This window comes from Novosphingobium sp. AP12 (assembly GCF_000281975.1).
GTDB lineage: Bacteria > Pseudomonadota > Alphaproteobacteria > Sphingomonadales > Sphingomonadaceae > Novosphingobium.
The window spans coordinates 25,691-51,161 of record NZ_AKKE01000037.1; the positions used below are offsets into that span (position 1 = coordinate 25,691).

The following is a 25,471-nucleotide window of genomic DNA, read 5'->3' on the forward strand; positions in this document are numbered from 1 at the left end:
AGAATATCTTGCAACTGCGAAAGCGTGTGGCGGTATCGGGCCAGAGGCAGCGTGATCAGGCGATGGGCTCGGCGACGATACGCTGGAGGTAATTGCCTGCATAGTCGATGCAAAGCTCGGCCCAGAGTAGCTTGTGGTCCGACATCTGATGCTTGCGGTAGTAGCTGCGGAAGTAGTCCATGGCCTCGTCGCGCGGTCGCTCGGCGGGTCGTCCTTCTTTGGGGTCCTTGCGCGTGGAGAGGACCGGAAGGCCCGCCTTGTCGACGTAATGGCCGGCATCCTCGTCGCGGTAGATGTAGTCGAACATGTCGAAGACGCCCGAATCGAGCACCTTGAAGCCGGGGTGCGCCGCCTTGTGGGCGATCTGGTCGTAGTGCTTGCCGCTGCCCTCGATCTCGGCGTGCTGCTTTTCCTCGACGGTGAAACCGGCGTCCTTCAGCGCCTGCATGGTCTCGTGCTCGGGCGAGACGATGTTGAAGTCGCCGAGCAGGATGTAGTTCGAGTTCCAGCCCCCTTCCTTCGGGTCGGCCCAGTCGGCGGCGCGCTTTTCTCCGGCGCGGCGTTCGTTGTCCTGCCGTCTGGCCAGCAGGCCGGCGACCTTGGCGATTTCCTCGCGCCGGCGGACCATGTCGGGCGAGCCCTCCTTCTGGTCCTTGCCGTAGTGGATGTGGACGGTGCAGAGCCGGAAGCGCAGCCATCCGGCGCGGAACGAGACGCCGAAAGGGGTGCGGGCGAACTGCAGGACGGCGTTGGTGCCGTCGGCGCCGGGGGCTGCGATCTCGTCGCCGGTGGGGAGGACGATTTCGCCCACTTCGCGGCAGAACTCGACCTTGCCGGTACGGTAAAGGAAGGCGAGTCGCTCGCCGTTCCCCGCGCTGCCCTCGACCACGTCGGTGACGATGTAGTCCCATCCCGAGCCGAGATACTTGTCGATCAGCTGCTCGAGCTTGGTGAGATCCTCATTGACCTCTTGCACCGCGACGAGATCGAAATGGTCAATGATTTCCGCGATATAGAGCATCGATTCGACCGAGCGGTCATAGCCGCCGCCGTCGCCGAAGTGCATGATGTTCCAGGTCGCCAGCCTCAGCGAATGCTCGCTGGTGGTGGCGTGGACCTGCTCCTGGAGGCCGTCCTTGAGCGCGATAAGGCGCTCCGCCACGAAGCGGCGGTGTTCGGGGTTGGCGCGCAGTTCCCAGCGTACGGGGCGGATTATGCTCATGACGGCCTCCCTCGCGGGGCTGCCCCAAGGCGTACCTTAAGCGCACCTGACCCGCCCTAGCGTTCACCCAGACTGCCACGAGCTGGTGGCAGGCGGAAGACGGTCAGGCGGCTTCGCGCATTTCCAGCCGTTCCCAGATCTCGGCAAGGGCGTCGGTCAGCTCGCGCATCATTTCCTCGGTATGCGCCGGGCCGGGCGTGAAGCGCAGTCGCTCGGTGCCGCGCGGCACGGTCGGGAAATTGATCGGCTGCACATATGCGCCGTATTCGGCGAGCAGGATGTCGCTGATCTGCTTGGCGCGGACCGGATCGCCCACCATCAGCGGCACGATGTGCGTGGTCGAATCCATGACCGGCAGGCCCGCATCGCGGAACATCTGCTTCATCATCGCCGCCGAGCGCTGCTGGCCCTCGCGTTCCTCGCTCGAGCTCTTGAGGTGCTTGACCGAAGCGAGCACGCCCGCGACCAGCACCGGCGACAGCGAGGTCGTGAAGATGAAGCCCGGCGCGTAGGAGCGGATGCAGTCGATGATCTTGGTGTTGGTGGCGATGTAGCCGCCCATCACGCCGAAGGCCTTGCCCAGCGTGCCCTCGATGATGTCGATGCGGTGCGCCGCCTCGTCACGGTCGGTGATGCCGCCGCCGCGCGGGCCGTACATGCCGACCGCGTGGACCTCGTCGATGTAGGTGAGGGCGTTGTACTTGTCCGCCAGGTCGCAGATCGCGTGGATCGGGGCGACGTCGCCGTCCATCGAATAGACCGACTCGAAGGCGATCAGCTTGGGCACGTTCGCGTCGGTCTCGGCCAGCAGTTCCTCGAGGTGTTCGAGGTCGTTGTGGCGCCAGACCTTCTTCTCGCAGCCCGAGTTGCGGATGCCGGCGATCATCGAGGCGTGGTTCAGCTCGTCCGAGAAGATCACGCAGCCCGGCAGCAGCTTGGCGAGGGTGGAGAGCGTGGCGTCGTTCGAGACATAGCCCGAGGTGAACAGCAGCGCGCCCTGCTTGCCGTGCAGGTCGGCCAGCTCGTGCTCCAGCTCGATGTGGTAGTGGGTGTTGCCGCCGATGTTGCGGGTGCCGCCGGAGCCGGCGCCGACGTCGTGCAGCGCCTCTTCCATGGCCTCGATGACCTTGGGGTGCTGGCCCATCGCGAGATAGTCGTTCGAACACCAGACCGTGATCGGCTTCGGCCCGTTGTGGCCGGCGAAGCAGCGGGCGTTCGGATAGGCGCCCTTGTTGCGCAGGATGTCGATGAAGACGCGGTAACGGCCCTCGGAGTGGAGCCGCTCGATCGCCTGGTCGAAAATGTGTTCGTAGTTCACGGTTGAGACTGTGTCCTGCGTTGCCTGTCCTGCGCGCCCCACCGGGGAACCAGATAGCTTTTCCGGCGGCCAATACCTTATCGTGTGATCCATTGCCAGTCGCTTGTGCCTTGGGTCTAATCGGAAAACGTGCCTGCGGAAAACGGAACTTTGCCCGGCTCGTGACCGCTCACGATGACCATCTGCGGCGCGGCGCGGTGGAGCGCATCGATCGTCATCAACCACGACAGGTTTTCACGGCGGTAACCGGCCTTCTCGCCGCGCGTTGCAAGGCGTGCGGGAAGGCGCTGCCGGCGCCAGCTTGCCGCGAGCCTGGCGACGTCGCCGGTGAATAGATATTCGCGGTCATTAGCCATCCACACGTAGACCATGGCAGACCCCGAGCCGAGGCCTGGCACGGGGATCACCACCACGCCCGGTGCCGGCGCGTAGGGGGCGGTGCCCCCTGGCGGCAGCTCTCCGCCGGGCCGACGCGTGCCGGATACATGGCCGCCGTTGTGGATCGGCCGGTCGGACAGCAGAAGCGCGTGGGCCGCCCTGCCGAGCGCGCGGTCTATGCGCGCCTGGGCCTGCGGATCGTAACTGTCGAAGTCATGCGCGCGCGCCGCCTTCGCCGTGGTTCCCGCGTCTATCACCAGGGGGGCGCCGCCCGGCACCACGAGTTCGTAGGCCCGGACCTCGGTGGGCGTCGTACGCAACCCGCTGCCCGCCACGATCATGTTGCGCGAGATGTACCTGTAACCGACCGTCTCGACCCGCAGCGCTGCCGGGCGCGCGCCCTCCGGCCCCGCGGCGAGAGCGCGAAGCTGGGCGATCGTCACCGGCCTTGCCACGGGCTCGGCATTCGCCTTTCCGGCATCCGGATCGAACCCGGGGTCGATCAGGTACCAGTAGTAGGGAATTCCGATGATGAGCAGTACCGACAACAACCAGATGTTCAGGCGTCGCGTCAAAACCTCTCGACCTCAAGCAACCCGTACTGCGCCAGCTTCGTGCGGTACGCATCGGGCACGTCTCCCGCTCCGGTGAATAGCGCCCGGTCGGGGACTTTGCGAGCGTATTCCTGTCCCGTCGTGAGACGCGCGATCTGGCGTGCAATGCCTTGTGCGCCGTGGACGAAACGGACCTGCGGGCCCAGTGCCTCGGCCAGTTCCGCCTCTACCAGCGGGAAATGGGTGCAGGCCAGCACGACCGTGTCCATCAGTTCTCCGCCGGGCTGGCTGCGCAGCGCGTCGGCGGCGTGCCGGATCGCCGCGGGATCGACCGGCTCGCCGCGCAGCTTCGCCTCCGCCGCCTCCACAAGGCCGGGTGCGCCGTGGCGCAGCAGGCGTTTGTCGGCGGCGAATTCCTGTTCCAGCCGGTCGACGTAGACCTGCCGGACGGTTGCCTCGGTGCCGAGCAGGCCGATCACGCCGGTACGGGTCATCGCTGCCGCCGGCTTGATCGCGGGCACGGTGCCGACGATCGGCACCTCCAGCACCTCGCGCACCATGCCCAGCGCGATCGTCGAGGCGGTGTTGCAGGCGATGCAGACGAGGCGCGGACGGAAGCGCTCGGTCATGCGGCCCAGCAGCCCGGCGACGCGCGCGGCGACCTGTGCCTCGGTTTTGGAGCCATATGGCAGGCCGGCCGTGTCGGCGGCATAGATGACCGGCGCATCGGGCAATGCCCGGCGCACTTCCTCGAGCACGGTGAGGCCGCCCACGCCCGAGTCGAACAGCAGGATCGGCGCCGATGGGTCGATATCGGCGGCACTCGTGGTGGCGCCGCTGGGCGCGCTCATCGTATCGGAAGCCATCGTTTTTCCCTGGACCTTGCCACCTGTTAACCGCGCGGGCGTGGACAGGGCAACGTCCAATGCTGCAACCCGTCTTCTGCTGGGCGCGATAGGGCGCTAAGGCACTGTCCATGGAGTGGATTCCCGCAATTGCGATCGGCTACGCCCTCGGCTCCGTGCCGTTCGGCCTCATCATCACCCGCCTGTTCGGCGCCGGCGACCTGCGTGCGATCGGTTCGGGCAACATCGGCGCGACCAACGTGCTGCGCACCGGCCGCAAGGGCCTTGCCGCGGCGACGCTGCTGCTCGACCTGGCGAAGGGGCTTGCCGCGGTGCTGATCGTCGGGCGGTTCTGGCCCGAATGGGCGCCTCTCGCCGGGCTGGGCGCGTTCCTCGGGCACTGCTTCCCGGTGTGGCTGGGCTTCAAGGGCGGCAAGGGCGTGGCCACCACGGCGGGCATCGCCTTCGGGCTCGCCTGGCCGGTGGGGCTGGCCTACGCGGTGACGTGGATCGGGCTGCTGGCGACGGTCAGGATATCCTCGGTCGCCGGCATGACCGCCGCGATCGTCGCGCCGCTGGCGGCTCTGGCGCTGGGCCAGCACGAGGCGGCGCTGGTGCTGGCCGCGATCGCCGCGCTCGTCCTGTTCCAGCACCGCGAGAACATCGCCCGCCTGCGCGCCGGCACCGAACCGCGCATCGGGAGCGGCAAGAAGGGATGAGCGCAGCGCAGGAGCAGACGCGCGCGCTTTCGCAGGAAGAGGCTTTTGCGCGCATCCGCCTGCTGCGCTCGCCCAATGTCGGGCCCGTCACCTACCGGCAGCTCATGGCCCGCTTCGGCGACGGGGTGAGCGCGGTCGAGGCGCTGCCCGACCTCGCCGGGCTTGCGGGCAAGTCGTACTCTCCGGCGCCCGAACGCCGCATCCACGACGAGATCGCCGCCGTGCGCAAGGCCGGTGCGCGCTATCTGTTCCACGATTCGCCCGACTATCCGCCCCTGCTTGCCGAGACCGAGGGCGCGCCGCCGATCCTGACCTTCCGGGGCGATGCCTCGGCGGCCTTGCGGCCCTGCGTGGCGGTGGTGGGCGCGCGCAACGCCTCGGCCGCCGCGGTGCGGCTGGCGCGGGACATGGCGCATGATCTGGCGGGGGAGGGCTGGACGATCGTCTCCGGCCTGGCGCGCGGGATCGACGGAGCGGCACATCAGGGCGCGCTGGCGGCGGGCAGCACGGTCGGCGTCATCGCCAGCGGCATCGACATCGCCTACCCGCCCGAGCATGCCAATCTGCAGGAGGAAGTCGCCGCGCGCGGTCTGCTCCTCGCCGAACAGCCGCCCGGGACCGAGCCGCTGGCCCGTCACTTTCCGGCGCGCAACCGCATCATCGCGGGCCTCGCGGCGGGCACGCTGGTGGTGGAGGCGGCGCCCAAGTCGGGTTCGCTCATCACCGCGCGGCTGGCAGGCGAGATGGGGCGCGAAGTCATGGCGATCCCCGGCTCGCCGGTCGATCCGCGCTCGCACGGCTGCAACCAGCTGATCCGCGACGGGGCGATCCTGGTGCAGGGCGCGCAGGACGTGATCGAACTGCTGTCCGGCTTCACCGGCAATCCGCGCTCGAACGCGCGCGGTGCGGCGCGGGAGGGGGCATCGCCGCAGTGGCAGGTCGAGGACACCGGCGACCCCGCCGAAATCGCCGCGTACTTGTCCATCGCCCCCGTCGCGGTGGACGAACTCATCCGCCAGTCCGGCGCCAGTGCCGCTGCGGTGCAACTCGCCCTGCTCGAACTGGAACTGGCTGGCCGGCTGGTGCGCCACGCCGGAGGACGGGTCAGCAGCGGCTGAGCGCATCGGCCAAAACTCGGCGCCACTACCCTGCGGACATCTGCGCACCCCGGCGATTTCGCACGCCAAAGCGACCGAGCTCCTTTATCCCGCCTGGCGGATGCGCCAAGGGGCTCACCACATGACGGGACGATCAGGGGTTGACGCCCCGCCGGACTGGGACCCACCTTGTACGTGTATGTATGCGTGCGCACACGCGTAAGGGCAGATCGAGAACATAATGCAGCTGGTAATCGTCGAATCGCCTGCGAAGGCCAAGACCATCGAGAAGTACCTGGGCAAGGACTACAAGGTCCTCGCCAGCTACGGCCACGTCCGCGACCTGCCGCCCAAGGACGGCTCGGTCCGCCCGGACGAGGAGTTCGCGATGGACTGGGAGCTCTACGGCGACAAGCAGCGGCAGGTTAAGGCGATCACCGACGCGGCCAAGACCGCCGACCGACTGATCCTCGCGACTGACCCTGATCGCGAGGGCGAGGCGATCTCGTGGCACGTCCGCGAACTGCTGGCCAAGCGCAAGGCACTGCCCAAGGACGTGCAGCGCGTCACCTTCAACGCGATCACCAAGGACACCGTCACCAAGGCGATGACCCAGCCGCGCGAGCTGGACCAGGACCTGATCGACGCCTACCTCGCCCGCCGCGCGCTGGATTACCTGTTCGGCTTCACGCTCTCGCCGGTGCTGTGGCGCAAGCTGCCGGGCGCCAAGTCGGCGGGCCGCGTGCAGTCTGTGGCGCTGCGCCTGATCGTCGACCGCGAGCGCGAGATCGAGGCGTTCAAGGCGCAGGAATACTGGTCGGTCGCCGCGCAGATGGCGCATGACGGCACCGACTTCACCGCCAAGCTGGTGACCTTCGAAGGCCAGAAGCTCGACCGTCTGAGCCTCGGCGAGGAAGGCATCGCGATGCGGGCCAAGGCCGCCGTGGAGCAGGGCGCCTTCAAGGTCGAGGGCGTCGAGACGAAGCCGCACCGCCGCAACCCGCAGCCGCCGTTCACCACCTCGACGCTGCAGCAGGAGGCCGCGCGCAAGCTCGGCTTCTCGGCCAGCCAGGCGATGCGCGTCGCGCAGTCGCTCTACGAGGCGGGCGCGATCACCTACATGCGTACCGACGGCGTGCAGATGGACTCGAGCGCCATCTCGGCCGCGCGCGCCGCCATCGCCGACCGCTTCTCTGGCCACTATGTCCCTGAAAAGCCCCGTCATTATGAAACCAAGGCGAAGAACGCACAGGAAGCGCACGAGGCGATCCGCCCGACCGATTTCACCAAGGACCGCTACGGCTCGGGCGACGAGGCACGCCTCTACGACCTGATCTTCAAGCGCGCTATGGCGAGCCAGATGGCCTCGGCCGCGCTGGAACGCACCACCGTGACCCTGCGCGACGGCACCGGCCGCAACGAACTGCGCGCCACCGGCACCGTCGTGAAGTTCCCCGGTTTCCTCGCGGTCTACGAAGAAGGCCGCGACAACAAGGCGGACGACGACGACGAGGCGGGCCTGCTGCCGTTCATGAAGGCGGGCGACATGCCGGCCAAGAAGGACGTTACCGCCGAGCAGCACTTCACCCAGCCGCCGCCGCGCTTCTCCGAGGCCAGCCTCGTCAAGCGGCTCGAGGAACTGGGCATCGGCCGCCCGTCGACTTACGCCTCGACGATCCAGGTCATCAAGGACCGCAACTACGTGCGGACCGAGAAGAACCGGTTCTTCGCGGAGGAATCGGGGCGTCTGCTGACCTCGTTCCTCGAGCGCTACTTCGACCGCTACGTCGCCTACGACTTCACGGCGGGCATGGAAGACCAGCTCGACAACGTCTCGGGCGGGCGCGAGGAATGGAAGGTCCTGCTCGCCAATTTCTGGCGCGATTTCAAGCCGAAGTCCGACGAGGTCATGGACAAGAAGCCCTCGGAAGTGACCGAGGCGCTCGACGAGTTCCTGTCCGACTACCTGTTCCCGCCCAAGGCCGACGGCACCGATCCGCGCCTCTGCCCCAAGTGCGAACAGGGCCGCCTGTCCCTGCGCGGCGGCCGCTACGGCGCGTTCGTGGCCTGCTCGAACTACCCGGAGTGCAAATTCACCCGCAAGTTCGCGCAGCCGGGCGGCGCCGCCGACGGCGCCGGTGACGACGAGAGCCTGGGCAAGGACCCCGCGACCGACCTCGACATCGTGCGCCGTACCGGCCGCTTCGGCCCCTACATCCAGCTCGGGGAGGGCAAGGAAGCCAAGCGCGCCTCGATCCCGAAGGACATCGACGAGCTGAACCTGGAATGGGCGATCAAGCTGCTCAGCCTGCCGCGCGCGATCGGTCCGCACCCCGAAAGCGGCAAGGACATCACCGCGAGCATCGGGCGCTACGGCCCGTACCTCGCGCATGACGGCAAGTACGCCAAGCTGCGCTCGACCGCCGAAGTCTTCGACACCGGCATGAACGCGGCCGTCTCGATGCTGGCCGACGCCGCCAATCGCGGCGGTGCCTCGCGGACCAAGGCGGAACCGCTCAAGGTCTTCGGTGCGCACCCGGTCAGCGGCGGCGAAATGAAGGTGATGGAAGGCCGCTACGGCCCCTACGTCAGCGATGGCACCACCAACGCCACCCTCCCGCGCGACATGAAGCCCGAGGACATTACCGAAGAACAAGCGATCACCCTCATTACCGAGAAGGCCGCCAAGGGCCCGGCCAAGGGCAAGAAGAAGGCCCCCGCGAAGAAGGCCGCCGCCAAGAAACCCGCCGCCAAGGCCGCTGCCGCAAAGAAACCGGCTGCGAAAAAGGCTCCGGCCAAGAAGGCGGTGAAGGCGGAGGCGGCCGAATGAGCGACAAGACTGCCAAGCACAAGCAGCCGTGGAAGCCCGAGGAACTGCAGAAGCTGCAGATCCTCGCAGGGAAGGGCAAGGGTCTCAAAGAGATCGCCAAGGCCCTCAACCGGACCGAGGAATCGACCAAGGACGCGGCCAAGCAGCATAACATCGGCGTCGCGAAGGCCCGCTGAGGGCTACCGGACCTTCAGCCTCCACAGGCCGAACTTGCGCTGGCCCAGGGTAACCACGGCGTAGCGCTCGTAATGCGCATGCAGCACCGCCCGGACCAGTGTGCGGGTCGCCATATTGGGCCGGTTCGGGCGGCCCGTCTCCGCCATCACGACGACGCCCGGTCGGCTGGCCAGTGCGCGGCGCGTTTCCGCGACGGCATCGACGCCCAGCGCGCCAGCCTCGTTCATCGCGTTGAGGTGGCTGGGGAAAGCGAAGCGCGTCGGGACGCAGGCATTCGTCGTGCGATAGAGCGCGCTGTCGCCCTCGTAGACTAACAGGCAGCGGCCGTGCAGTTCCCGTGCGACGGTGCGGCTCGCCAAGCTGAACTCGGCCGCGGTGCCTCGCTCGATGACTTGCGCTGCCGGAACCGCAACGGCGCCGAGCAGGCCGACGCCCAGCAGCAGGCGTTCGTACCAGCGCTCGCCCGGATCCCCGCGGGCCAGCACGGGTGCGGCGAGCACGCACAGCGGAATGAGGACCGGGCCGAGATAATGGTCGTACCAAGTGCCGAACAGCAGGAACCCCGCTCCCGCGACCAGGCCCCACAGCCTCAGGTCGGACAGGACAGCAGGCCGCTCGCCGCGTGAGGGCGTCAGCCGTCCGGGAGCGATGAACAGGGCGAGCGCAAAGGGCATCAGCGCCAGGCTTTCCTTGGCAAGCCGGACGAGCCCTTCGCGCAGGTCCGACGACCGGCCAAGGATCGATAGGAAGTTGGCTTGCACGAAGGCATTGCCATGTCCGGCGAGCACGTAGGCAAGCATGACGACAGCGGTAGGGGCGAGTGCGGCGCATATCCATGCGCAGCCGGTGGCGGCGAGGCGGCCCGGCGGCCAGCCGTCGGCCCGTCCGCGCGCCAGTAGCATTAGGCCAAGGCCAAGCCCCTCGAACAGGACGGTGTACTTGATCTGCATGGCGAGGCCGAGCAGCAGCATGGCCTGCAGTCCCCGCCGCGCCAGTGCCGGGTGTCGCGGCCTTGCGCGCACCTCGACCACGAGAAGGGCCGCGAGCGCCACGGGCAGGTTGTAGAACACCGGCGACTGCCCCAACGCGACGTTGAACACCGGCTGCCAGAGCAGATAGAGGAGCCCGGCCATGCGCGCGGCCCGAGGCGGGGCGATCAACCGCGCGAGGCGCTCGATCACCAGCGCGGTCAGCACCGAGAACACGAGGCCGAGCACCTGGTAAGACAGTACCGGGTCGAAGGGCAGGGCATAGGCGGCCCGGAAAATCGCGAAGAGGCCCCAGGGCTTGCGGTCCCAGAGGTCGACGAAGGGCAGCGCGCCGTGCACCATGCGCTGACCGACGAGGAGGTAGAACTGTTCGTCGCTCTGGAATGCCGGCTTGCCCAGCATGATCAGTCGCAGCAGGAACGCGGCGGGAAGATAGAGGGTGAGGGAGGCAAAATTCGGCCGCCCCAGGCGCGGCGGCCTCATGGGTGCGCCGAGGTGGCGCGCCCTCACTGCAATCGGCGCGACCATGTGCAACCCTTCCTGCCACCGGGCCGCACTGGACGGTTCCGGCTGGAGCGCCGGTTAGCGGGTCAAGTTTGCAGAAATGCGACGGGGGCCGGCCTGTAAAGCGGCTTGGCGGCGACCGCCCGCTCCAGTCAGCTTCGTTTGCGTGGCGTGGCGGTTGCGGCAGGAGTTGGGCTCGGCGACGGCGTTGCCGTGGGCGCCGGCACCGGCACGGCCGGTACGGGCGCGCCGGGGGCGGGCATGGTCGGCGCCTGGCCCGGCGGGTTGGAGCCTGGCTCCACCGTGACGGACGGCTTCATCGGCTTGACGCCGCCCTTGATGAGCCACCAGGCGATGTTGTCGGCGGTGGCCTGCATGCCGGCCTTGTTGAGGTGCCATTGCAGCCCCTGCTGCCCGTCGTAGCCCTGCGGTGAGCCGATCATCCACGGCTCCTTGTCGCATGGGGTGTGCGTGGCGGAGGACTGGTTCATCTCGACCGCGATCACGCCGTGCGCCTGCGCGACGCGGCCGGTGATCTCGGCGAGGCGGCGGCCGATCTCGCGCACGATGGCGGCGTCGGTCTCGCTCACGGGGGTCGCGGCGCAGAGCCGGCCCGGTTTGGGCAGGGGGGTCAGGTACTGGACGAAGACGATGCGCGCGCGCGGCGCGGCGGCCTTGAGGCGGCGCGCGATCTCATTCAGCTGCGCCTCGTCTCGCACGTAGTCGGCTTCGGTGGGAATGCGGACGGCACCGCAGGCGCGGGTCTTGGCGCCCGAGGCGGCGATGATCTTCGTGTTGAAGGCGCAAGTCGCCGAGAACAGGTTGCCGATGTAGGACAGGTCGTTGCCGCCGATCGTCACGGTGACGAGGCGGGTTTCGGCGGTGACGCTGGAAATCTGCGGCGGAATCTCGCTCCATGGTCCGAGGACATGGTCAGTCGTCGCGCCGGAGCACGAGCGGTCGATCAGCACCATGCCGAAGCGCTCGGCGAGGAGGGTGGGATAGTTGTTGAGGCTCTGCCCGCAGCGCGCCGGCCAGCTGGGCTTGGAGGGCGGAAGCTGGGGGCCCGCCGCGAAGGACGAGCCAATGGCGACGTAGCGCGCGCCCGAGAAGCTCTCCTCGGCCGCGGCGACCTGTGTCTTCTCGGCGGCGACGGCCTTCATGTAGGGCGTGGCGCAGCCGCCGAGCAGCAGCGCCGTGGCGGCGATCGAACCCAGCGCTGCCTTCATCACTTCACCCAGTCCAGCCGAATTTCCTCATAGATGTCGCGGGCGCTGTCGGCCCAGTCTTCCTCGACCTTGACGTGGAGGAAGAGGTGGACCTTGTGGCCCAGCACTTCGGCGAGTTCGGTGCGCGCGGCCTCGCCGATGGCCTTGATCTTGGCGCCGCGCTTGCCCAGCACGATGGCCTTCTGGCTTTCGCGCGCGACGACGATCTGCTGGCGGATCTCGACCGAGCCGTCCTTGTGCGGCGTGTAGCTCTCGGGACGCACGGCGGCGTCGTAGGGCAGTTCCTCGTGGAGCTGGCGGTACAGCTGTTCGCGCGTGATCTCGCAGGCGAGCAGGCGCTCGCTGGCGTCGGACACCTGGTCCTCGGGGTAGTGCCAGGGGCTTTCGGGCATGAGCCCCGCCAGGAATGTCTTGAGCTGGGGCACGCCGTCGCCAGTGAGGGCCGAGATGAAGAACACCTCGTCGAAGGCGACCTCTCCGGTAAATTCCTGCGCGAGCTGTAGCAGCTTCTCCTTGGCGCTGGCGTCGACCTTGTTGAGCACCAGCAGTTTGCGCTCCAGGCGGTCCTTCAGGCTTTCGAGCAGCGGCGCGAGTTCGTGGCGGCGCAGCTTCACCGCATCGACCACGAGCAGGATCGCGTCGGCCTCCTGCGCACCTTCCCAGGCGGCGGCGACCATCGCGCGGTCGAGGCGGCGGCGCGGCTCGAAGATGCCGGGCGTGTCGGCCAGGATGATCTGGGTGTCACCCTCGAGCGCGATGCCGAGCAGGCGCGCGCGGGTGGTCTGCGCCTTGGCCGAGGTGATCGCCACCTTCTGGCCGACCAGGGCGTTGACCAGCGTCGACTTGCCCGCATTGGGCGCGCCGAGAACGGCGACGAGACCGCAAGACTGGGTCATCCGAACTTCCTCATGAATTCTTCGGCCGCCTGTGTTTCGGCGTCCTGCTTGGAATGGGCGGTGGCCTGGGCCGTACCCACGTTATGTACCGAAACCTCGACCGTGAAGCGAGCGGCATGGTCGGGGCCGGAGCGGTCCACCAGCTTGTATTCGGGCATGCGGCGGCGGTTGCCGGCGGTCCATTCCTGGAGTGCCGACTTGGGATGCTTGCGCTTGCCGGTCTTGCCCTGGAGCGTGTCGCCCCAGAGGCCGAGCACCATGTCGCGCGCGGTTTCGAAGCCGCGTTCGGTGAAGCAGGCGCCGATCATCGCCTCCATCACGTCGCCCAGGATGTTTTCGGAATCCTCGCCGCCATCGTCGCGCGCCTGCTTGCCGAGGCGCATATGGGGGCCGAGGCCGATCTCGCGCGCGATCATCGCGCAGGTCGTGCGGCTGACGAGCGCGTTGAGGCGCTGCGAGAGGCGGCCTTCGGCCTCGTCGCTGCCGCGGAACAGCCATTCGGCGACCGACAGCCCGAGCACGCGGTCGCCAAGGAATTCCAGTCTTTCGTAATTGCGCTTCTCGCCGGTGGAACCGTGGGTCAGGGCCGAGAGCCAGAGGGCTTCGTCGACCGGTTCGTAGCCGGCATGCAGGGTCAGGAAGGCGCGGGTCTGCGCGTCAAGCACTCAGATCACGCTCCCGATACGGGACCAGCGCGCGGCGGTGAACCACGTCCAGGGCTTGATCCATTCGGACGAGCCGTCGGTGGAGAACATCATGATCGACGCCTTGCCGACCAGGTTTTCCTGCGGGACGATGCCGATGCCCGCACCCTCGATCGCCGGGAAGCGGCTGTCCATCGAGTTGTCGCGGTTGTCGCCCATGAGGAACATGTGGTCCTCCGGCACGATGAACACGCCGGTGTCGTCCTGCGGGGTCTGGCCCATGTCGAGCACGGTGTAGGTCTTGCCGCCCGGCAGCGTCTCGCGGAACTGGGGGTAGCGGCAGACGGGAACGCCGCCCGGCTTGCCGGTGTCGGTGCTGTCGAATCCGGGGCCGCAGTCGGTGTTGGGGCTGACGGGAACGAGGAAATCGGCGACCTTGACCTTGGGGATGGCCTTGCCGTTGAGCCAGACCTGGCCGCCGCGCATCTGGATCTCGTCGCCCGGCAGGCCGATGACGCGCTTGATGTAGTCGACGTCGTTGCCCGGGGGCGCCTTGAAGATCACCACGTCGCCGCGATCGGGCTGGCTGGCGAGGATGCGGCCCGGGATCAGCGGCACGCTGAAGGGCAGCGAGTACTTCGAGAAGCCGTAGGACCACTTGGTGGCGAACAGATAGTCACCCGTCAGCAGCCTCGGCAGCATGGACTCGCTGGGGATGTTGAAGGGCGAAATGATGAAGCTGCGCAGGATCAGCACGCCCAGCACCAGCCACGCGAGGAAGGAAAAGAAGCTCTCGTCCTTCTGGGGCGGGGCGGCGGGCTTTGCGCCGGGGGCTGCGGAGGCCGTGTCTGCGGCCTCGTTCTTGGTGGCGCTGTGCGTGTCGCTCATGGCTCAAACCCTTGCCCACGCGCGCCCGCTCCCGTCAAGTGCGATCCCCACGAAGGTGTGACACCGACCGATAATTGCACAAGTCGCGCTTGGATTTCGCAGTTGCGGAACGCATAAGGCGGCCGAAATGCTCAACAGGAGACGTACGGCATGAGCGAAGCGGTCTGGAAAAAGCTGCAGGGGCTGGACAAGCCGACTCTCAAGGCGCTTTTCGGCGCCGATCCCGATCGCCTCGACACTTTCGCCACCCGCATCGACATGGGCGACGAGGAAAGCTCGACCGGCATTCTGTTCGACTGGTCGAAGACCCACCTCGATGCCGCGCATGTCGCCGCGTTCGAGGAACTGGCCGAAGTGATGAACTTCGATGGCCGCCGCGCCGCGCTGTTCGACGGCGAGATCGTCAACACCACCGAGGGCCGCGCCGCCGAGCACACCGCCCAGCGCGGCGTCGGCAAGGAAGAGAGCGTCCAGCTCGCGGCTGAAAACCATCACCGCATGGCCGCCATCGTCGAGGCCATCCACCGCGGCGCGATGGGCGAGGTCAAGCACCTGATCCACATCGGCATCGGCGGCTCGGCGCTCGGGCCCGCGCTGGCGATCGACGCGCTGGCCCGCGAAGGCGCGCTGGTGGACGTCCACGTCGTCTCCAACATCGACGGCTGCGCGCTGGAACAGGCGTTCGCGGGCTGCGACCCGGCGACGACGATGCTGGCGGTCGCCTCCAAGACCTTCACCACCATCGAGACCATGACCAACGCCGAAAGCGCGCTGATCTGGCTGCGCGAGAACGGCGTGGAGGACCCCTACGGCCGGGTCGTCGCGCTCACCGCTGCGCCCGAGAAGGCGATCGAGTGGGGCGTGGACGAAACCCGCATCCTGCCGTTTTCCGAGAGCGTCGGCGGGCGTTACTCGCTGTGGTCGTCGATCGGCTTCCCCGTCGCCATGGCGCTGGGCTGGCCCGATTTCGCCGAGTTCCTTGCCGGCGCCGCCGCGATGGACGAGCACTTCCGCGACACCGACGGCATGGCCAACCTGCCGCTGCGTGCCGCGTTCGGCGACCAGTATTACACGCGCCTGCGCGGCTGCCAGACGCGCGGCGTCTTCGCCTATGACGAGCGGCTGGCGCTGCTGCCGGACTATCTCCAGCAGCTCGAGATGGAATCGAACGGCAAAAGCGTGAAGGTCGACGGCTCGCCTGCAGACGGGCCGACCGCGCCGATCACCTGGGGCGGCGTGGGCACCGATGCGCAGCACGCGGTGTTCCAGCTGCTGCACCAGGGCACCAACCTCGTGCCGGTGGACTTCATCGCCTCGATCATGCCCGGCCACGACCTCGCGTTCGAGCATCACCGCATCCTGCTGTCGAACTGCTTCGCGCAGGGCGCGGCGCTGATGGCCGGCAAGGCGAGCGAGGACCCCGCGCGCGCCTATCCGGGCGACCGTCCCTCGGCGACGATCCTGCTCGACGAAGTGACTCCGGCCACTTTCGGCGCGCTGGTGGCCTTCCACGAGCATCGCACCTTCGCCAATGCCGTGCTGATGGGCATCAACCCCTTCGACCAGTTCGGCGTGGAACTCGGCAAGGAAATCGCCAAGCAGATCGAGCAGGGCGGCACCAAGTTCGACCCCTCGACCGAAGCGCTGCTGGCGCTGGCAGGTATCAACTAGGAAAACTGTCCATTCCCTCACCAACTTTTCACCAAGCGACAAGCATTTGGGCTCTATGATAGAGACCTGGGCTTGATCGACCGGCCCGCCGCGGTGCGATGCGGCGGGGGCGGTTCACGGGGAAGGGTAGACGGGGGGAAATGGCAAACGGGGTGGCGGGCCCGGCGGGCAGAGTGCGCGGTGCGATAGCGGTGAGCCTTCTGGCGCTCGCCGTGTCGGCCTGCGGAGGCGGCGGCGGCGGCGGCGTGGGATCGACTCCCACTCCCATCCCGGCCCCTACTCCGACACCCACGCCGGCTCCGACGCCGACCCCCACGCCGCCGCCGCCCGGCTACGTCATCACGCCGCGCGCGCAGCAGCCGACCCGCTCGTCGCAGGACGACACGGAGTTCCGGCGCAACTACACCGCCTTCGAATACGTCAACGCGCTATATGCCCTCGACAATGGTTGGACCGGGCAGGGCGTGAAGGTGGCCGTGATCGACGACGGCGTGAAGTCGGTCAGCGAGCTGAGCGGCAAGATTTCGTCCCTCAGCCGCGATTACGGCACGCTCACCCAGGGCGGCGTCACCCGCGACCGTAACGTCATCGGCGACGACGAGGCCGACCACGGCACCGCGGTCGCGACCGTCATCGCGGGTCTCAACAACGGCAGCGGGATCCAGGGCATCGCGCCGGGCGCGGAGATCGTGGCCCTGCGCATCAGCGAGATCAACCTCGACACGACCGTGGAGGACGACCGCGAGACGCTGGGCATAGGGCTGGAGGAGGCAGTGACCTACGCAGGCGCCCTGGGCATCAAGGTCATCAACGCCTCGTTCGCCAAAGTCGATGCCGAAGTTGCCGATGCGGCGTGGACACGCATGATTGCCGGGTACGCCGCCACCGGGGGGCTGTTCGTCAACTCGGCGGGCAACGAGACCGGGGCCAATGCCGACGGATATCTCGACCTCGACGCGTCCAATCGCGACGGCTGGCTTTTCGTGGTCGCGCTCGACGACAACGAGACCAGCTACCAGCTGGCCAGCTACTCGAACCAGTGCGGGACGAGGGCGATGGACCGCTGCGTCGGGGCAATGGGCACCAATGCCGCGCAGGCGGTCGATGGATCGCTTGTGTTCTTCGGCGGCACCAGTTCGGCGGCGCCGCAGGTCAGCGGGCTGGCCGCGCTGATCCTGAGCAAGTGGCCGCAGCTTTCGGGCGTCCAGGCCGGGCAGGTCATCCTGAACACCGCGCGCGACATCGGCGCGGCGGGCGTGGACCCGGTGTTCGGCCACGGGCTCATCGACGTGAGGGCTGCCCTCTCGCCCGTCAATCCGACGCTGTCGAACGGCGCGGCGCAGACTTCGGTGGCGGGCACGGCGATGGTCCTGCCGGGCGCGGTCGGGGCCTCGGGCTTCGCCGCCAAGGCACTGGGTTCGGTCACCGTGCTCGACGCCTATGGCCGCGACTTCAGCGGCGATCTGTCGGGCCTCGTCGTCAGGCCGGGCGCGGACAGCCGGTGGCTCGACCGGCGCGTGCAGGTGCAGGCCAACGCCGGCGCGGCATCGATCGCGACGCCGCAGCTGCGCGCGAGCGCCGGGTTCACGTCGCTGCGCTCGGGCTACCGTGACGCCGCGGGGGTGGAGCAGCTGCGCACCATGCTGACCAGCGGCGAAGTCGCGGTGCGCAGCGGCAAGGCCTGGCTCACCGCCTCGCTCAATTCCACCGACGCCGTGGCCGACGAGTTCCTGGGCCTCGCGCCCAGCGCGGACGCCGTCTTCGCCTATTCCCCGGTCGCCAACCTCGCCGTCGGGGCGCGCTATCCGCTGGCGGGCGGCGTGCTCGGGGTGGAGACGGTGGGCGGGCGGACCGACTACGGCTCGGCGCGCGGCGCGGTAGTGTCGTGGCGGACGAGCGGAACCACCTTCAAGACCGGCATGATCGACGAGCAGGGCGTCGTCTTCGGGACGCCCACGGGATCGGGCGCACTGCGTTTCGGCGACGGCGCGCGCACGGTCTTCGCCGAAGCCTCGCAGGACCTCAGCCTCGGCCGCTGGCATTTGTCGGGCTACGCCAGCCTCGGCGCCACGCAGCTCGACATGGCCGGGGACATGCTGTTGACCCATGCCGGCACTATGGTGACCAATCGCTTCGGGCTCACCGCTGGCCGCGCGCTGGGCGGCGGACGCATGACGTTCGGCATCGCGCAGCCGCTGACGGTGATCTCGGGCGAGGGCACGTACACGGTGGGCTCGGGCTACGATCTCGCCAGCCGCTCGCTGCTGTTCACCAACCGCAGCGTGGACTTCGGCGGACGGATCGACCCGCTGGTGACCTTCGGATTCGAGCGCGGCGGCGAACACTCGCAGCTGCGCGTGGGGCTGGCCGCGAACGTAGGCGTATCGGACGTCCGCGCGCTCGGCACCTGGCGATTGACGCTGCCTTGAGGACTACGCCGGGACGGGCATGAAACCCGCCCCGGCGCCCTGCAAGGGGCCCGTCATGCGCAGCTCAGGCGCGAAATTCGAGGCCCTCGGACCAGTCGGCATTGGTGGGGCGCAAGCCCTGGGGGGCCGCGCTGCGGTCACCAAGCCCGTCGAGCAGGCGGGCGAGAAGGCGTTTGCCGTCGTCCCAGCTGCCAAGACCCGAGTCGGCATTGATGTGCCCGGCCTCGCCCGCATCGACGAAATCGCTGCCCCACTGCTTCGCGAGCCGCCGGGCGGTCTCGAAGCCGATCCACGGATCGTTGCGGCTGCCTACGAGAATCGAGGGGAAGGGCAGCCCGTCCGCCGGGGTCGGCGCGAAGGGGGTGAGCCGGTCGTCGCGGGGGAAGAAATCGACCTCGGGCGGCGCGACCAGCAGCGCACCCGCGACCGGGTTCGCCCAGCCGGGCTGCTCGAACTTGGACCACCACGCGGTGAGGATACACCCGAGGCTGTGCGCAACCAGCACGACGGGCCGGCCGGCATTGTGGACGGCCAGGTTCAGGCGGTTGATCCAGGTATTGCGGTGCGGCGTGCTCCAGCTGCCGAGTTCCGCGATCTGGCAATTGTCCAGTTCCTCAGCCCAGCGGCGCTGCCAGTGGCCGGGGCCGCTGCCTTCCAGGCCGGGCACGAGTAGAACCAAGGGTTCCTGCTTGCTCACTGCGGCGGTGTTCGAACGTGCCATCGGTGATCTCCCAGTCGTCTTGCGCTGTCCCGTTGAAGAACAACATGCGCTGCATATAAACTCAACCGATTTGATTGACAATATGTTCCCTCTCGATGCGCGACCAGCGGAGCATCGACCACGCCGGATCGAAACGACCTCGATCGCGCCTGAACGGAGCGCTCGTCGCTGGCAATCGCCCGGACCATGTCCCATATGCCGCCACCGAAAGAACATCTGCAGCACCCGGAGCATTCGCGCATGGCCGACTACGACTACGACCTCTTCACCATCGGCGCCGGCTCGGGCGGCGTGCGCGCGAGTCGCGTGGCTGCGGCGTATGGCGCGAGGGTGGCGGTGGCCGAGGAGTTCCGCGTCGGCGGGACCTGCGTGATCCGCGGCTGCGTGCCGAAGAAGATGCTCGTCTACGGCGCCCACTTCGCCGAGGATCTCGAGGATGCGCGGCACTTCGGCTGGGAAGTGGGCGAGTGCAAGTTCGACTGGATCAAGCTGCGCGACAACGTGCTGGGCGACGTCGACCGCATCAACGGCCTCTACACACAGACGCTCGAGAACAACAACGTCGAGATATTCCACGAGCGCGCGACGATCACCGGCCCGCACGAGGTCACGCTGGCCAGCGGCGAGAAGAAGACCGCCAGGCACATCCTCATCTGCACCGGCGCCCGTCCGCACGTCCCCTCGTGCCCCGGCCACGAACACGGCATCACTTCGAACGAGGCGTTCCACCTCAATGCGATCCCGAAGCGCGTGCTGATCGCGGGCGCGGGCTACATCGCCAACGAGTTCGCGGGCATCTTCCACCAGTTCGGCGCCAAGGTCACGCTGATGAACCGCTCCGACCAGCTGCTGCGCGGCTACGACGAGACCGTGCGCGACCGCCTGCTCCAGATCTCGATGATCAAGGGCATCGACTTCCGCTTCAACGCCAATTTCGAGAAGATCGAGAAGAACGCCGACGGCACGCTGCTCGTCTTCATGAGCAACCACGAGCCGATCGAGGTCGACTGCGTGCTCTTCGCCACGGGCCGCGTCCCCAACATCGAGGGCCTGGGCCTCGAGGACGTTGGCATCGAGCTCAACGAGCGCGGCGCTATCGCGGTCGACGAGAACTCGCGCACCAACATCGAGAGCGTCTACGCCGTGGGCGACGTCACCGACCGCATCCAGCTGACCCCCGTCGCCATCCGCGAAGGACAGGCCTTCGCCGACACCGTGTTCGGCGGCAAGCCGACGACGGTGGACTATTCGTGCGTGCCCTCGGCCGTGTTCAGCCATCCGCCGATCGCCGCCGTCGGCCTGACCGAAGCCGAGGCTACGGCGAAGTATGGCTCGGTGAAGGTCTACATGAGCGACTTCCGGGCGATGAAGAACGTCGTCGCCCACCGCAACGAACGCTCGCTGTACAAGATGGTGTGCGAAGCCTCGACCGAGCGGGTGTTGGGCATCCATATGATCGGCACCGACGCACCCGAGATCATGCAGGCCGCCGCCGTGGCGGTGAAGGCGGGCCTCACCAAGGCCGACTTCGACGCCACCGTCGCCATCCACCCGACGATGGCCGAGGAACTCGTGCTGATGAAGTGACGCCGGGCAGCGCCCCGGACATAGGTCTAGGGGCGCGGCACCGCGAACCGCGCGAAGTTAAGATTGCGCGCGACGAGCTCGAGACCCTTGCGGAAGATCGGGCGCAGGATCGGCTCGACGAACTCGACGAGGGCCCAGGCGATTGCCACGGTGGCGATCATGCCGAGCGCCACTGCCGGGATCGCGGGAACGCCGGCCGCAAAGGCGGCGGCCACGATCAGCGCGCCGCAGGTCTTGTGCAGGAGATAGATCGGGAAGGTCACCAGTCCGGCGATCCGCACCCAGGGCTTGAGCTCTGCAGACGGCCGTTTCGAGGCATAGGCGATCAGGACGACCGCCGCTGCCCAGACCGCGGCGGGCAGGGCGGCCGTGTAGAACACATGCGCGTCCTGCCCATAGGCGAGGGTTTGTTGGTAGATCTCCAGCAGCGCTCCCGGGATCGCCATACAGAAGATCGGCAGCAGCCCGGCCTGTCCGCGCGAGCGAGCCCACAGTGCTATTCCGAGTGCAAAATGGGCACCGTGGCGTAGCAGAAGGAAGGTTGGCAGGAACCCGCCGGGCGATCCGAACGCCAGTGAGAACAGCTGGAAAGCGCCGCAGCCGATCGCCAGGGCATAGGCGATGGCGATCAATGCGCGCTCGGTGCTCACCCGCGTCGTCAGGCTGGCCCATATGATGGCGTAGAACACGCATTCCGGCACTAGCGTCCAGACCACGGAGTTGAGCCAGCCGCCATTGGGCCAGATGGTCATGGAGCGGAACGCAGCCACCAGAGTGGGCGTCAACGGCGCGCCGCCGGCAAGATAGATGACGGTCTCCGCAAGCACGACTGTCCACAACAGCGGGAGGATGCGCAGGGCGCGGCCGACGAAGAAGTCGCCCGGCCGCCGTCCCTGGCAGGAGGCGGCGATGACGAAGCCGCTGATGACAAAGAATATCTCGACGCCGACAAATCCGAAATAGAGGTAGCCGTTGAGAAACGACATGTCCGGGTAGGGCGGCAGTACCTTCAATGGCACCGCCGCGTGCGGCCACGTGATCGCGAGATGGAAAAGCGTCACGCTGAGGGCAGCGAAGCAGCGCACGACATCGATCGCGGGGACGTAAGCTCTTTTGCTGATCATGCGTGTTCGCCCTCTGGGATGCTCGCGGATCGTGGCTGGCTTAAATTACGTGTTCGCCCGAATACCGAGGATGCATCATTGCTGCGCTGCCGCAAGGCAAGCGGCAAGAGACGGGCCGGCGGCTGTGCGAGGCCGTCTGCCAGGTATGATGCGAGCCTGGCCGGTCGGGTGCATCGCCGCATATCGCCTGACGGATATAGGTGAAAGTCACCTGCGATTTGTCTTAACCGGGCGATTAAAACGGTTGACCTCGGCGCCTCCGGATGCCTTTAGCGGTACAGCATTCCATGCTGGAACCGCACACTGGAACCACTGGGGACAAGGGAAGCCGGATGTCAGCCAATATCGCCGAAATGGAGAAGCGCCGGTCGGCCGCCAAGCTGGGCGGCGGACAGAGGCGTATCGATGCGCAGCACGCCAAGGGCAAGCTCACCGCGCGCGAACGTCTCGACGTGCTGCTCGACGAGGACAGCTTCGAGGAGATGGACCTCTACGTCGAGCATGACTGCGTCGACTTCGGCATGCAGGACCAGAAGATCCCCGGCGACGGCGTGGTCACGGGTTCGGGCACCATCAACGGTCGTCTCGTCTACGTGTTCAGCCAGGACTTCACGGTGTTCGGCGGCTCGCTTTCGGCCCGCCACGCGCAGAAGATCTGCAAGGTGATGGACGCCGCGCTCAAGGTCGGCGCGCCTGTCATCGGCCTCAACGATTCGGGCGGCGCGCGCATCCAGGAAGGCGTGGCCTCGCTCGGCGGTTATGCCGACGTGTTCCAGCGCAACGTCCTCGCCTCGGGCGTGGTGCCGCAGCTTTCGCTCATCATGGGGCCCTGCGCGGGCGGCGCGGTCTATTCGCCTGCCATGACCGACTTCATCTTCATGGTGAAGGACAGCTCGTACATGTTCGTGACCGGCCCGGAAGTGGTCAAGACGGTCACCAACGAGGTCGTCACGCAGGAAGAACTGGGCGGTGCGATCACGCACTCCAGCAAGACCTCGGTCTCCGACCTCGCGCTCGAGAACGACATCGAGGCGCTGCTGGCCGCGCGCGACTTCTTCGACTTCCTGCCCTCGTCCAACCGCGACGACGCGCCGGAGCGCCCCTGCGCGGATGCCTGGGACCGTCTCGAGCCCAGCCTCGACACGATCATCCCGCCGAGCGCGAACCAGCCCTACGACATGCACGAAGTGCTGCGTAAGACTCTGGACGAAGGCGAGTTCTTCGAACTGCAGCCGCTCCACGCGGGCAACATCCTGATCGGCTTCGGCCGCGTCGAGGGCAAGACGGTGGGCATCGTCGCCAACCAGCCGATGGTGCTGGCGGGCGTGCTCGACATCAACTCGTCGAAGAAGGCCGCGCGGTTCGTGCGCTTCTGCGACGCTTTCAACATCCCGATCGTCACCTTCGTCGACGTGCCCGGCTTCCTGCCCGGCACCGACCAGGAGCACGACGGCATCATCAAGCACGGCGCCAAGCTCCTGTTCGCCTATGCCGAGGCGACCGTGCCCAAGATCACCGTCATCACCCGCAAGGCTTACGGCGGCGCCTACGACGTCATGAGCTCGAAGCACCTTCGCGGCGACCTCAACTACGCCTGGCCCACTGCCGAGATCGCGGTGATGGGCGCCAAGGGCGCGGTGGAGATCATCTTCCGCGGCCAGGACGCCGAAGGTATCGCCGCCAAGACCAAGGAATACGAGGACCGCTTCGCCAATCCCTTCGTGGCGGCGAGCCGGGGCTACATCGACGAGGTCATCTACCCGCACTCGACCCGTCGGCGCATCGCACTGGGCCTGCGCAAGCTGAGCAACAAGGTTCTCGAGAACCCCTGGAAGAAGCACGACAACATCCCGCTGTGACGGCGGCCGGTCGGTGTCCTTTTTGAGAGTACCGTGATCGCGGGCGGAGGGCGAAAAGGCCTCCATTCGGAACCAAGAACAAGGGATTGGGAAGTCAGGTCATGGAAGACATCTACATCGTCAGCGGCGTGCGCACGGCAGTCGGCGACTTCGGCGGTTCGCTCAAGAGCTTCATGCCTTCGGAGCTCGGCGGCCTCGTCGCCACCGAGGCGCTGAAGCGCGCGGGGATCGAGCCCGAGGCAGTCGAGCATGTCGTGATCGGCCAGGTCATGCCGACCAGCGCCAAGGACGAGATGCTCAGCCGCGTCATCGGCATCAACGCCGGCGTCCCGCTTGCCACTCCCGCGCTCACGCTAAACCGTCTCTGTGGTTCGGGCGTGCAGGCGATCGTCTCGGCCGCGCAGATGATGAAGCTGGGCGAGGCCTCGGTCACCTTGGCCGGCGGCGCGGAATCGATGTCGAACGTCCCCTACCATGACCACGGCGTGCGCTGGGGCCGGAAGATGGGCGCCAACACCCAGGAAGACGCGCTGACGCTTGGCCTGTCGGACGCGATCGGCGGCTACCACATGGGCATCACCGCCGAGAACGTGGCGGAGCGCCATCAGGTCTCGCGCACCGACATGGACACGCTCGCCGCGACCAGCCACCAGCGTGCCGCCAAAGCCATCGCCGAGGGCCGCTTCAAGGAGCAAATCCTTCCCGTCGAAGTGAAGACCCGCAAGGGCGTCACCGTCTTCGACACCGACGAGCACGTCCGCGCCGACACCACCGTCGAGACGCTGGGCGCGATGAAGCCTGCCTTCAAGAAGGACGGTTCGGTCACTGCCGGCAACGCCAGCGGCATCAACGACGGCGCCGCCGCCGTGGTGCTCGCGACCGGCGCCGAGGTCGAGAAGCGCGGCCTCAAGCCGCTCGCGAAGATCGTCGCCTGGGGCCACGCCGGCGTCGATCCCGCCTACATGGGCGAAGGCCCGATCCACGCCGTGCCGATCGCGCTCAAGCGCGCCGGCCTTGGCCTAGAGCAGATCGACGTGATCGAGAGCAACGAGGCTTTCGCCGCGCAGGCCTGCGCCGTCGCCAAGGTGCTCGGCTTCGATCCCGAGAAGGTGAACCCCAACGGCTCGGGCGTCTCGATCGGCCACCCGGTCGGCGCGACGGGCTGCATGCTCACCATCAAGTGCGCCTATGAACTCAAGCGCACCGGCGGCAAGTACGGCCTCATCACGATGTGCATCGGTGGCGGGCAGGGCATCGCCATGGTCATCGAGAACGTGGAGTAATCTGACATGAAGCTCGGTCGCCTCAACCACATCGGCGTCGCCACGCCCGACCTCGACGCCTCGATCGCGTTCTACAAGGACGTGATGGGCGCCACCGACGTGACCGAGCCCTTCGTGCTCGAAAGCCAGCAGGTGCGCGTCTGCTTCGTCAATACGCCGGGCGAAAACGGCACCGCCGGTACGCAGATCGAACTGCTCCAGCCGACGGTTGCGGACTCGGCTGTCGGCAAGTGGCTGGAAAAGAACCCGCTCGGGGGCCAGCACCACCTATGTTACGAAGTGCCGGACATCGGCGAGGCAAAGGCCTGGTTCGAAAGCCAGGGCAAGCGGGTGCTCGGAGAGCCGCGCATCGGCGCGCACGGCACCATGATCTTCTTCGTCCACCCCAAGGACATGGGCGGGCAGCTCACCGAGATCATGGAAACGCCCAAGGGCACCCATCACTGATTTGACCCGAAGACCCCGCCCCCGATCGACATGACGGGCGGGGCGATCCGAGGAATGCGA

The 25,471-nt window shown here is 67.5% G+C and carries 21 protein-coding genes; 10 read left to right on the forward strand and 11 right to left on the reverse strand.

The window, feature by feature from the left end:
* Positions 1-55: 55 nt before the first annotated feature.
* From PMI02_RS07315 to murI, 4 genes are all read right to left on the reverse strand, one after another.
* Entirely contained in the window at positions 56-1,222 is a 1,167-nt protein-coding gene (locus tag PMI02_RS07315) for an endonuclease/exonuclease/phosphatase family protein (protein WP_007680942.1), read from the reverse strand.
* A gap of 103 nt (positions 1,223-1,325) precedes the next feature.
* Positions 1,326-2,540, reverse strand: a complete 1,215-nt coding sequence (gene hemA / locus PMI02_RS07320; RefSeq protein WP_036502780.1) for a 5-aminolevulinate synthase — start codon at positions 2,538-2,540, stop codon at positions 1,326-1,328.
* 116 nt (positions 2,541-2,656) lie between these two features.
* A complete protein-coding gene (locus PMI02_RS07325) occupies positions 2,657-3,493 on the reverse strand; it encodes a hypothetical protein (RefSeq protein ID WP_007680947.1) in 837 nt (278 codons plus the stop codon).
* Entirely contained in the window at positions 3,490-4,338 is an 849-nt protein-coding gene (gene murI, locus PMI02_RS07330) for a glutamate racemase (RefSeq protein WP_007680948.1), read from the reverse strand. The genes PMI02_RS07325 and murI overlap by 4 nt, the downstream gene beginning before the upstream one ends.
* Before the next feature lie 110 nt (positions 4,339-4,448).
* Here murI and plsY point away from each other — a divergent pair, with 110 nt between their 5' ends.
* The 4 genes from plsY to PMI02_RS07350 all read left to right on the forward strand — a co-directional run bounded on the left by plsY (position 4,449) and on the right by PMI02_RS07350 (position 9,139).
* Positions 4,449-5,036, forward strand: coding sequence for a glycerol-3-phosphate 1-O-acyltransferase PlsY (gene plsY, locus PMI02_RS07335; RefSeq protein ID WP_007680951.1), 588 nt, complete (start codon positions 4,449-4,451; stop codon positions 5,034-5,036).
* Positions 5,033-6,154 (forward strand): DNA-processing protein DprA, encoded by a 1,122-nt coding sequence (dprA, locus tag PMI02_RS07340; protein WP_007680953.1) that lies wholly within the window; start codon positions 5,033-5,035, stop codon positions 6,152-6,154. The genes plsY and dprA overlap by 4 nt, the downstream gene beginning before the upstream one ends.
* Before the next feature lie 220 nt (positions 6,155-6,374).
* Positions 6,375-8,963 (forward strand): type I DNA topoisomerase, encoded by a 2,589-nt coding sequence (gene topA, locus PMI02_RS07345; protein WP_007680956.1) that lies wholly within the window; start codon positions 6,375-6,377, stop codon positions 8,961-8,963.
* Positions 8,960-9,139: a hypothetical protein gene (locus PMI02_RS07350; protein WP_007680958.1), complete on the forward strand. Its 180-nt coding sequence runs from the start codon at positions 8,960-8,962 to the stop codon at positions 9,137-9,139. Before topA ends, PMI02_RS07350 begins: the two co-directional genes overlap by 4 nt.
* A 3-nt stretch (positions 9,140-9,142) precedes the next feature.
* Here PMI02_RS07350 and PMI02_RS07355 read toward each other — a convergent pair whose 3' ends face one another.
* The 5 genes from PMI02_RS07355 to lepB all read right to left on the reverse strand — a co-directional run bounded on the left by PMI02_RS07355 (position 9,143) and on the right by lepB (position 14,290).
* Entirely contained in the window at positions 9,143-10,612 is a 1,470-nt protein-coding gene (locus PMI02_RS07355; protein ID WP_238539016.1) for a glycosyltransferase family 39 protein, read from the reverse strand.
* Between the two features lie 173 nt (positions 10,613-10,785).
* On the reverse strand, positions 10,786-11,862 hold the full coding sequence (locus tag PMI02_RS07360) for an SGNH/GDSL hydrolase family protein (protein ID WP_007680962.1): 1,077 nt from the start codon (positions 11,860-11,862) through the stop codon (positions 10,786-10,788).
* On the reverse strand, positions 11,862-12,758 hold the full coding sequence (era, locus tag PMI02_RS07365; RefSeq protein WP_007680963.1) for a GTPase Era: 897 nt from the start codon (positions 12,756-12,758) through the stop codon (positions 11,862-11,864). Before era ends, PMI02_RS07360 begins: the two co-directional genes overlap by 1 nt.
* A complete protein-coding gene (gene rnc / locus PMI02_RS07370; RefSeq protein ID WP_007680965.1) occupies positions 12,755-13,423 on the reverse strand; it encodes a ribonuclease III in 669 nt (222 codons plus the stop codon). Before rnc ends, era begins: the two co-directional genes overlap by 4 nt.
* Positions 13,424-14,290: a signal peptidase I gene (gene lepB, locus PMI02_RS07375; RefSeq protein ID WP_007680968.1), complete on the reverse strand. Its 867-nt coding sequence runs from the start codon at positions 14,288-14,290 to the stop codon at positions 13,424-13,426.
* A 150-nt stretch (positions 14,291-14,440) separates the two neighbouring features.
* Between lepB and pgi the strand changes: the two genes are divergently transcribed.
* Positions 14,441-15,961, forward strand: a complete 1,521-nt coding sequence (pgi, locus tag PMI02_RS07380; protein ID WP_007680970.1) for a glucose-6-phosphate isomerase — start codon at positions 14,441-14,443, stop codon at positions 15,959-15,961.
* A 173-nt stretch (positions 15,962-16,134) separates the two neighbouring features.
* Positions 16,135-18,390, forward strand: coding sequence for a S8 family peptidase (locus tag PMI02_RS07385; RefSeq protein ID WP_238539017.1), 2,256 nt, complete (start codon positions 16,135-16,137; stop codon positions 18,388-18,390).
* Positions 18,391-18,454: 64 nt separating this feature from the next.
* Here PMI02_RS07385 and PMI02_RS07390 read toward each other — a convergent pair whose 3' ends face one another.
* Positions 18,455-19,111 carry an alpha/beta hydrolase gene (locus PMI02_RS07390; protein WP_007680974.1) on the reverse strand — a complete coding sequence of 219 codons (657 nt, stop codon included), beginning with the start codon at positions 19,109-19,111 and terminating at the stop codon, positions 18,455-18,457.
* A 240-nt stretch (positions 19,112-19,351) separates the two neighbouring features.
* Here PMI02_RS07390 and gor point away from each other — a divergent pair, with 240 nt between their 5' ends.
* Complete coding sequence (gene gor, locus PMI02_RS07395; protein WP_007680976.1) at positions 19,352-20,698, forward strand: glutathione-disulfide reductase; 1,347 nt, start codon at positions 19,352-19,354, stop codon at positions 20,696-20,698.
* A 26-nt stretch (positions 20,699-20,724) separates the two neighbouring features.
* On the opposite strand, the gene PMI02_RS07400 is transcribed toward gor, so the two are convergent.
* A complete protein-coding gene (locus PMI02_RS07400) occupies positions 20,725-21,822 on the reverse strand; it encodes an acyltransferase (RefSeq protein WP_007680979.1) in 1,098 nt (365 codons plus the stop codon).
* Between the two features lie 332 nt (positions 21,823-22,154).
* On the opposite strand from PMI02_RS07400, the gene PMI02_RS07405 reads away from it, so the two are divergent.
* From PMI02_RS07405 to mce, 3 genes are all read left to right on the forward strand, one after another.
* On the forward strand, positions 22,155-23,681 hold the full coding sequence (locus PMI02_RS07405; protein ID WP_007680981.1) for an acyl-CoA carboxylase subunit beta: 1,527 nt from the start codon (positions 22,155-22,157) through the stop codon (positions 23,679-23,681).
* Positions 23,682-23,782: 101 nt separating this feature from the next.
* The gene (gene bktB / locus PMI02_RS07410) at positions 23,783-24,964 is read left to right on the forward strand and encodes a beta-ketothiolase BktB (protein WP_007680982.1); all 1,182 of its coding nucleotides are present in this window, start codon (positions 23,783-23,785) and stop codon (positions 24,962-24,964) included.
* Positions 24,965-24,970: 6 nt separating this feature from the next.
* On the forward strand, positions 24,971-25,411 hold the full coding sequence (gene mce, locus PMI02_RS07415) for a methylmalonyl-CoA epimerase (protein ID WP_007680984.1): 441 nt from the start codon (positions 24,971-24,973) through the stop codon (positions 25,409-25,411).
* Positions 25,412-25,471: the final 60 nt, after the last annotated feature.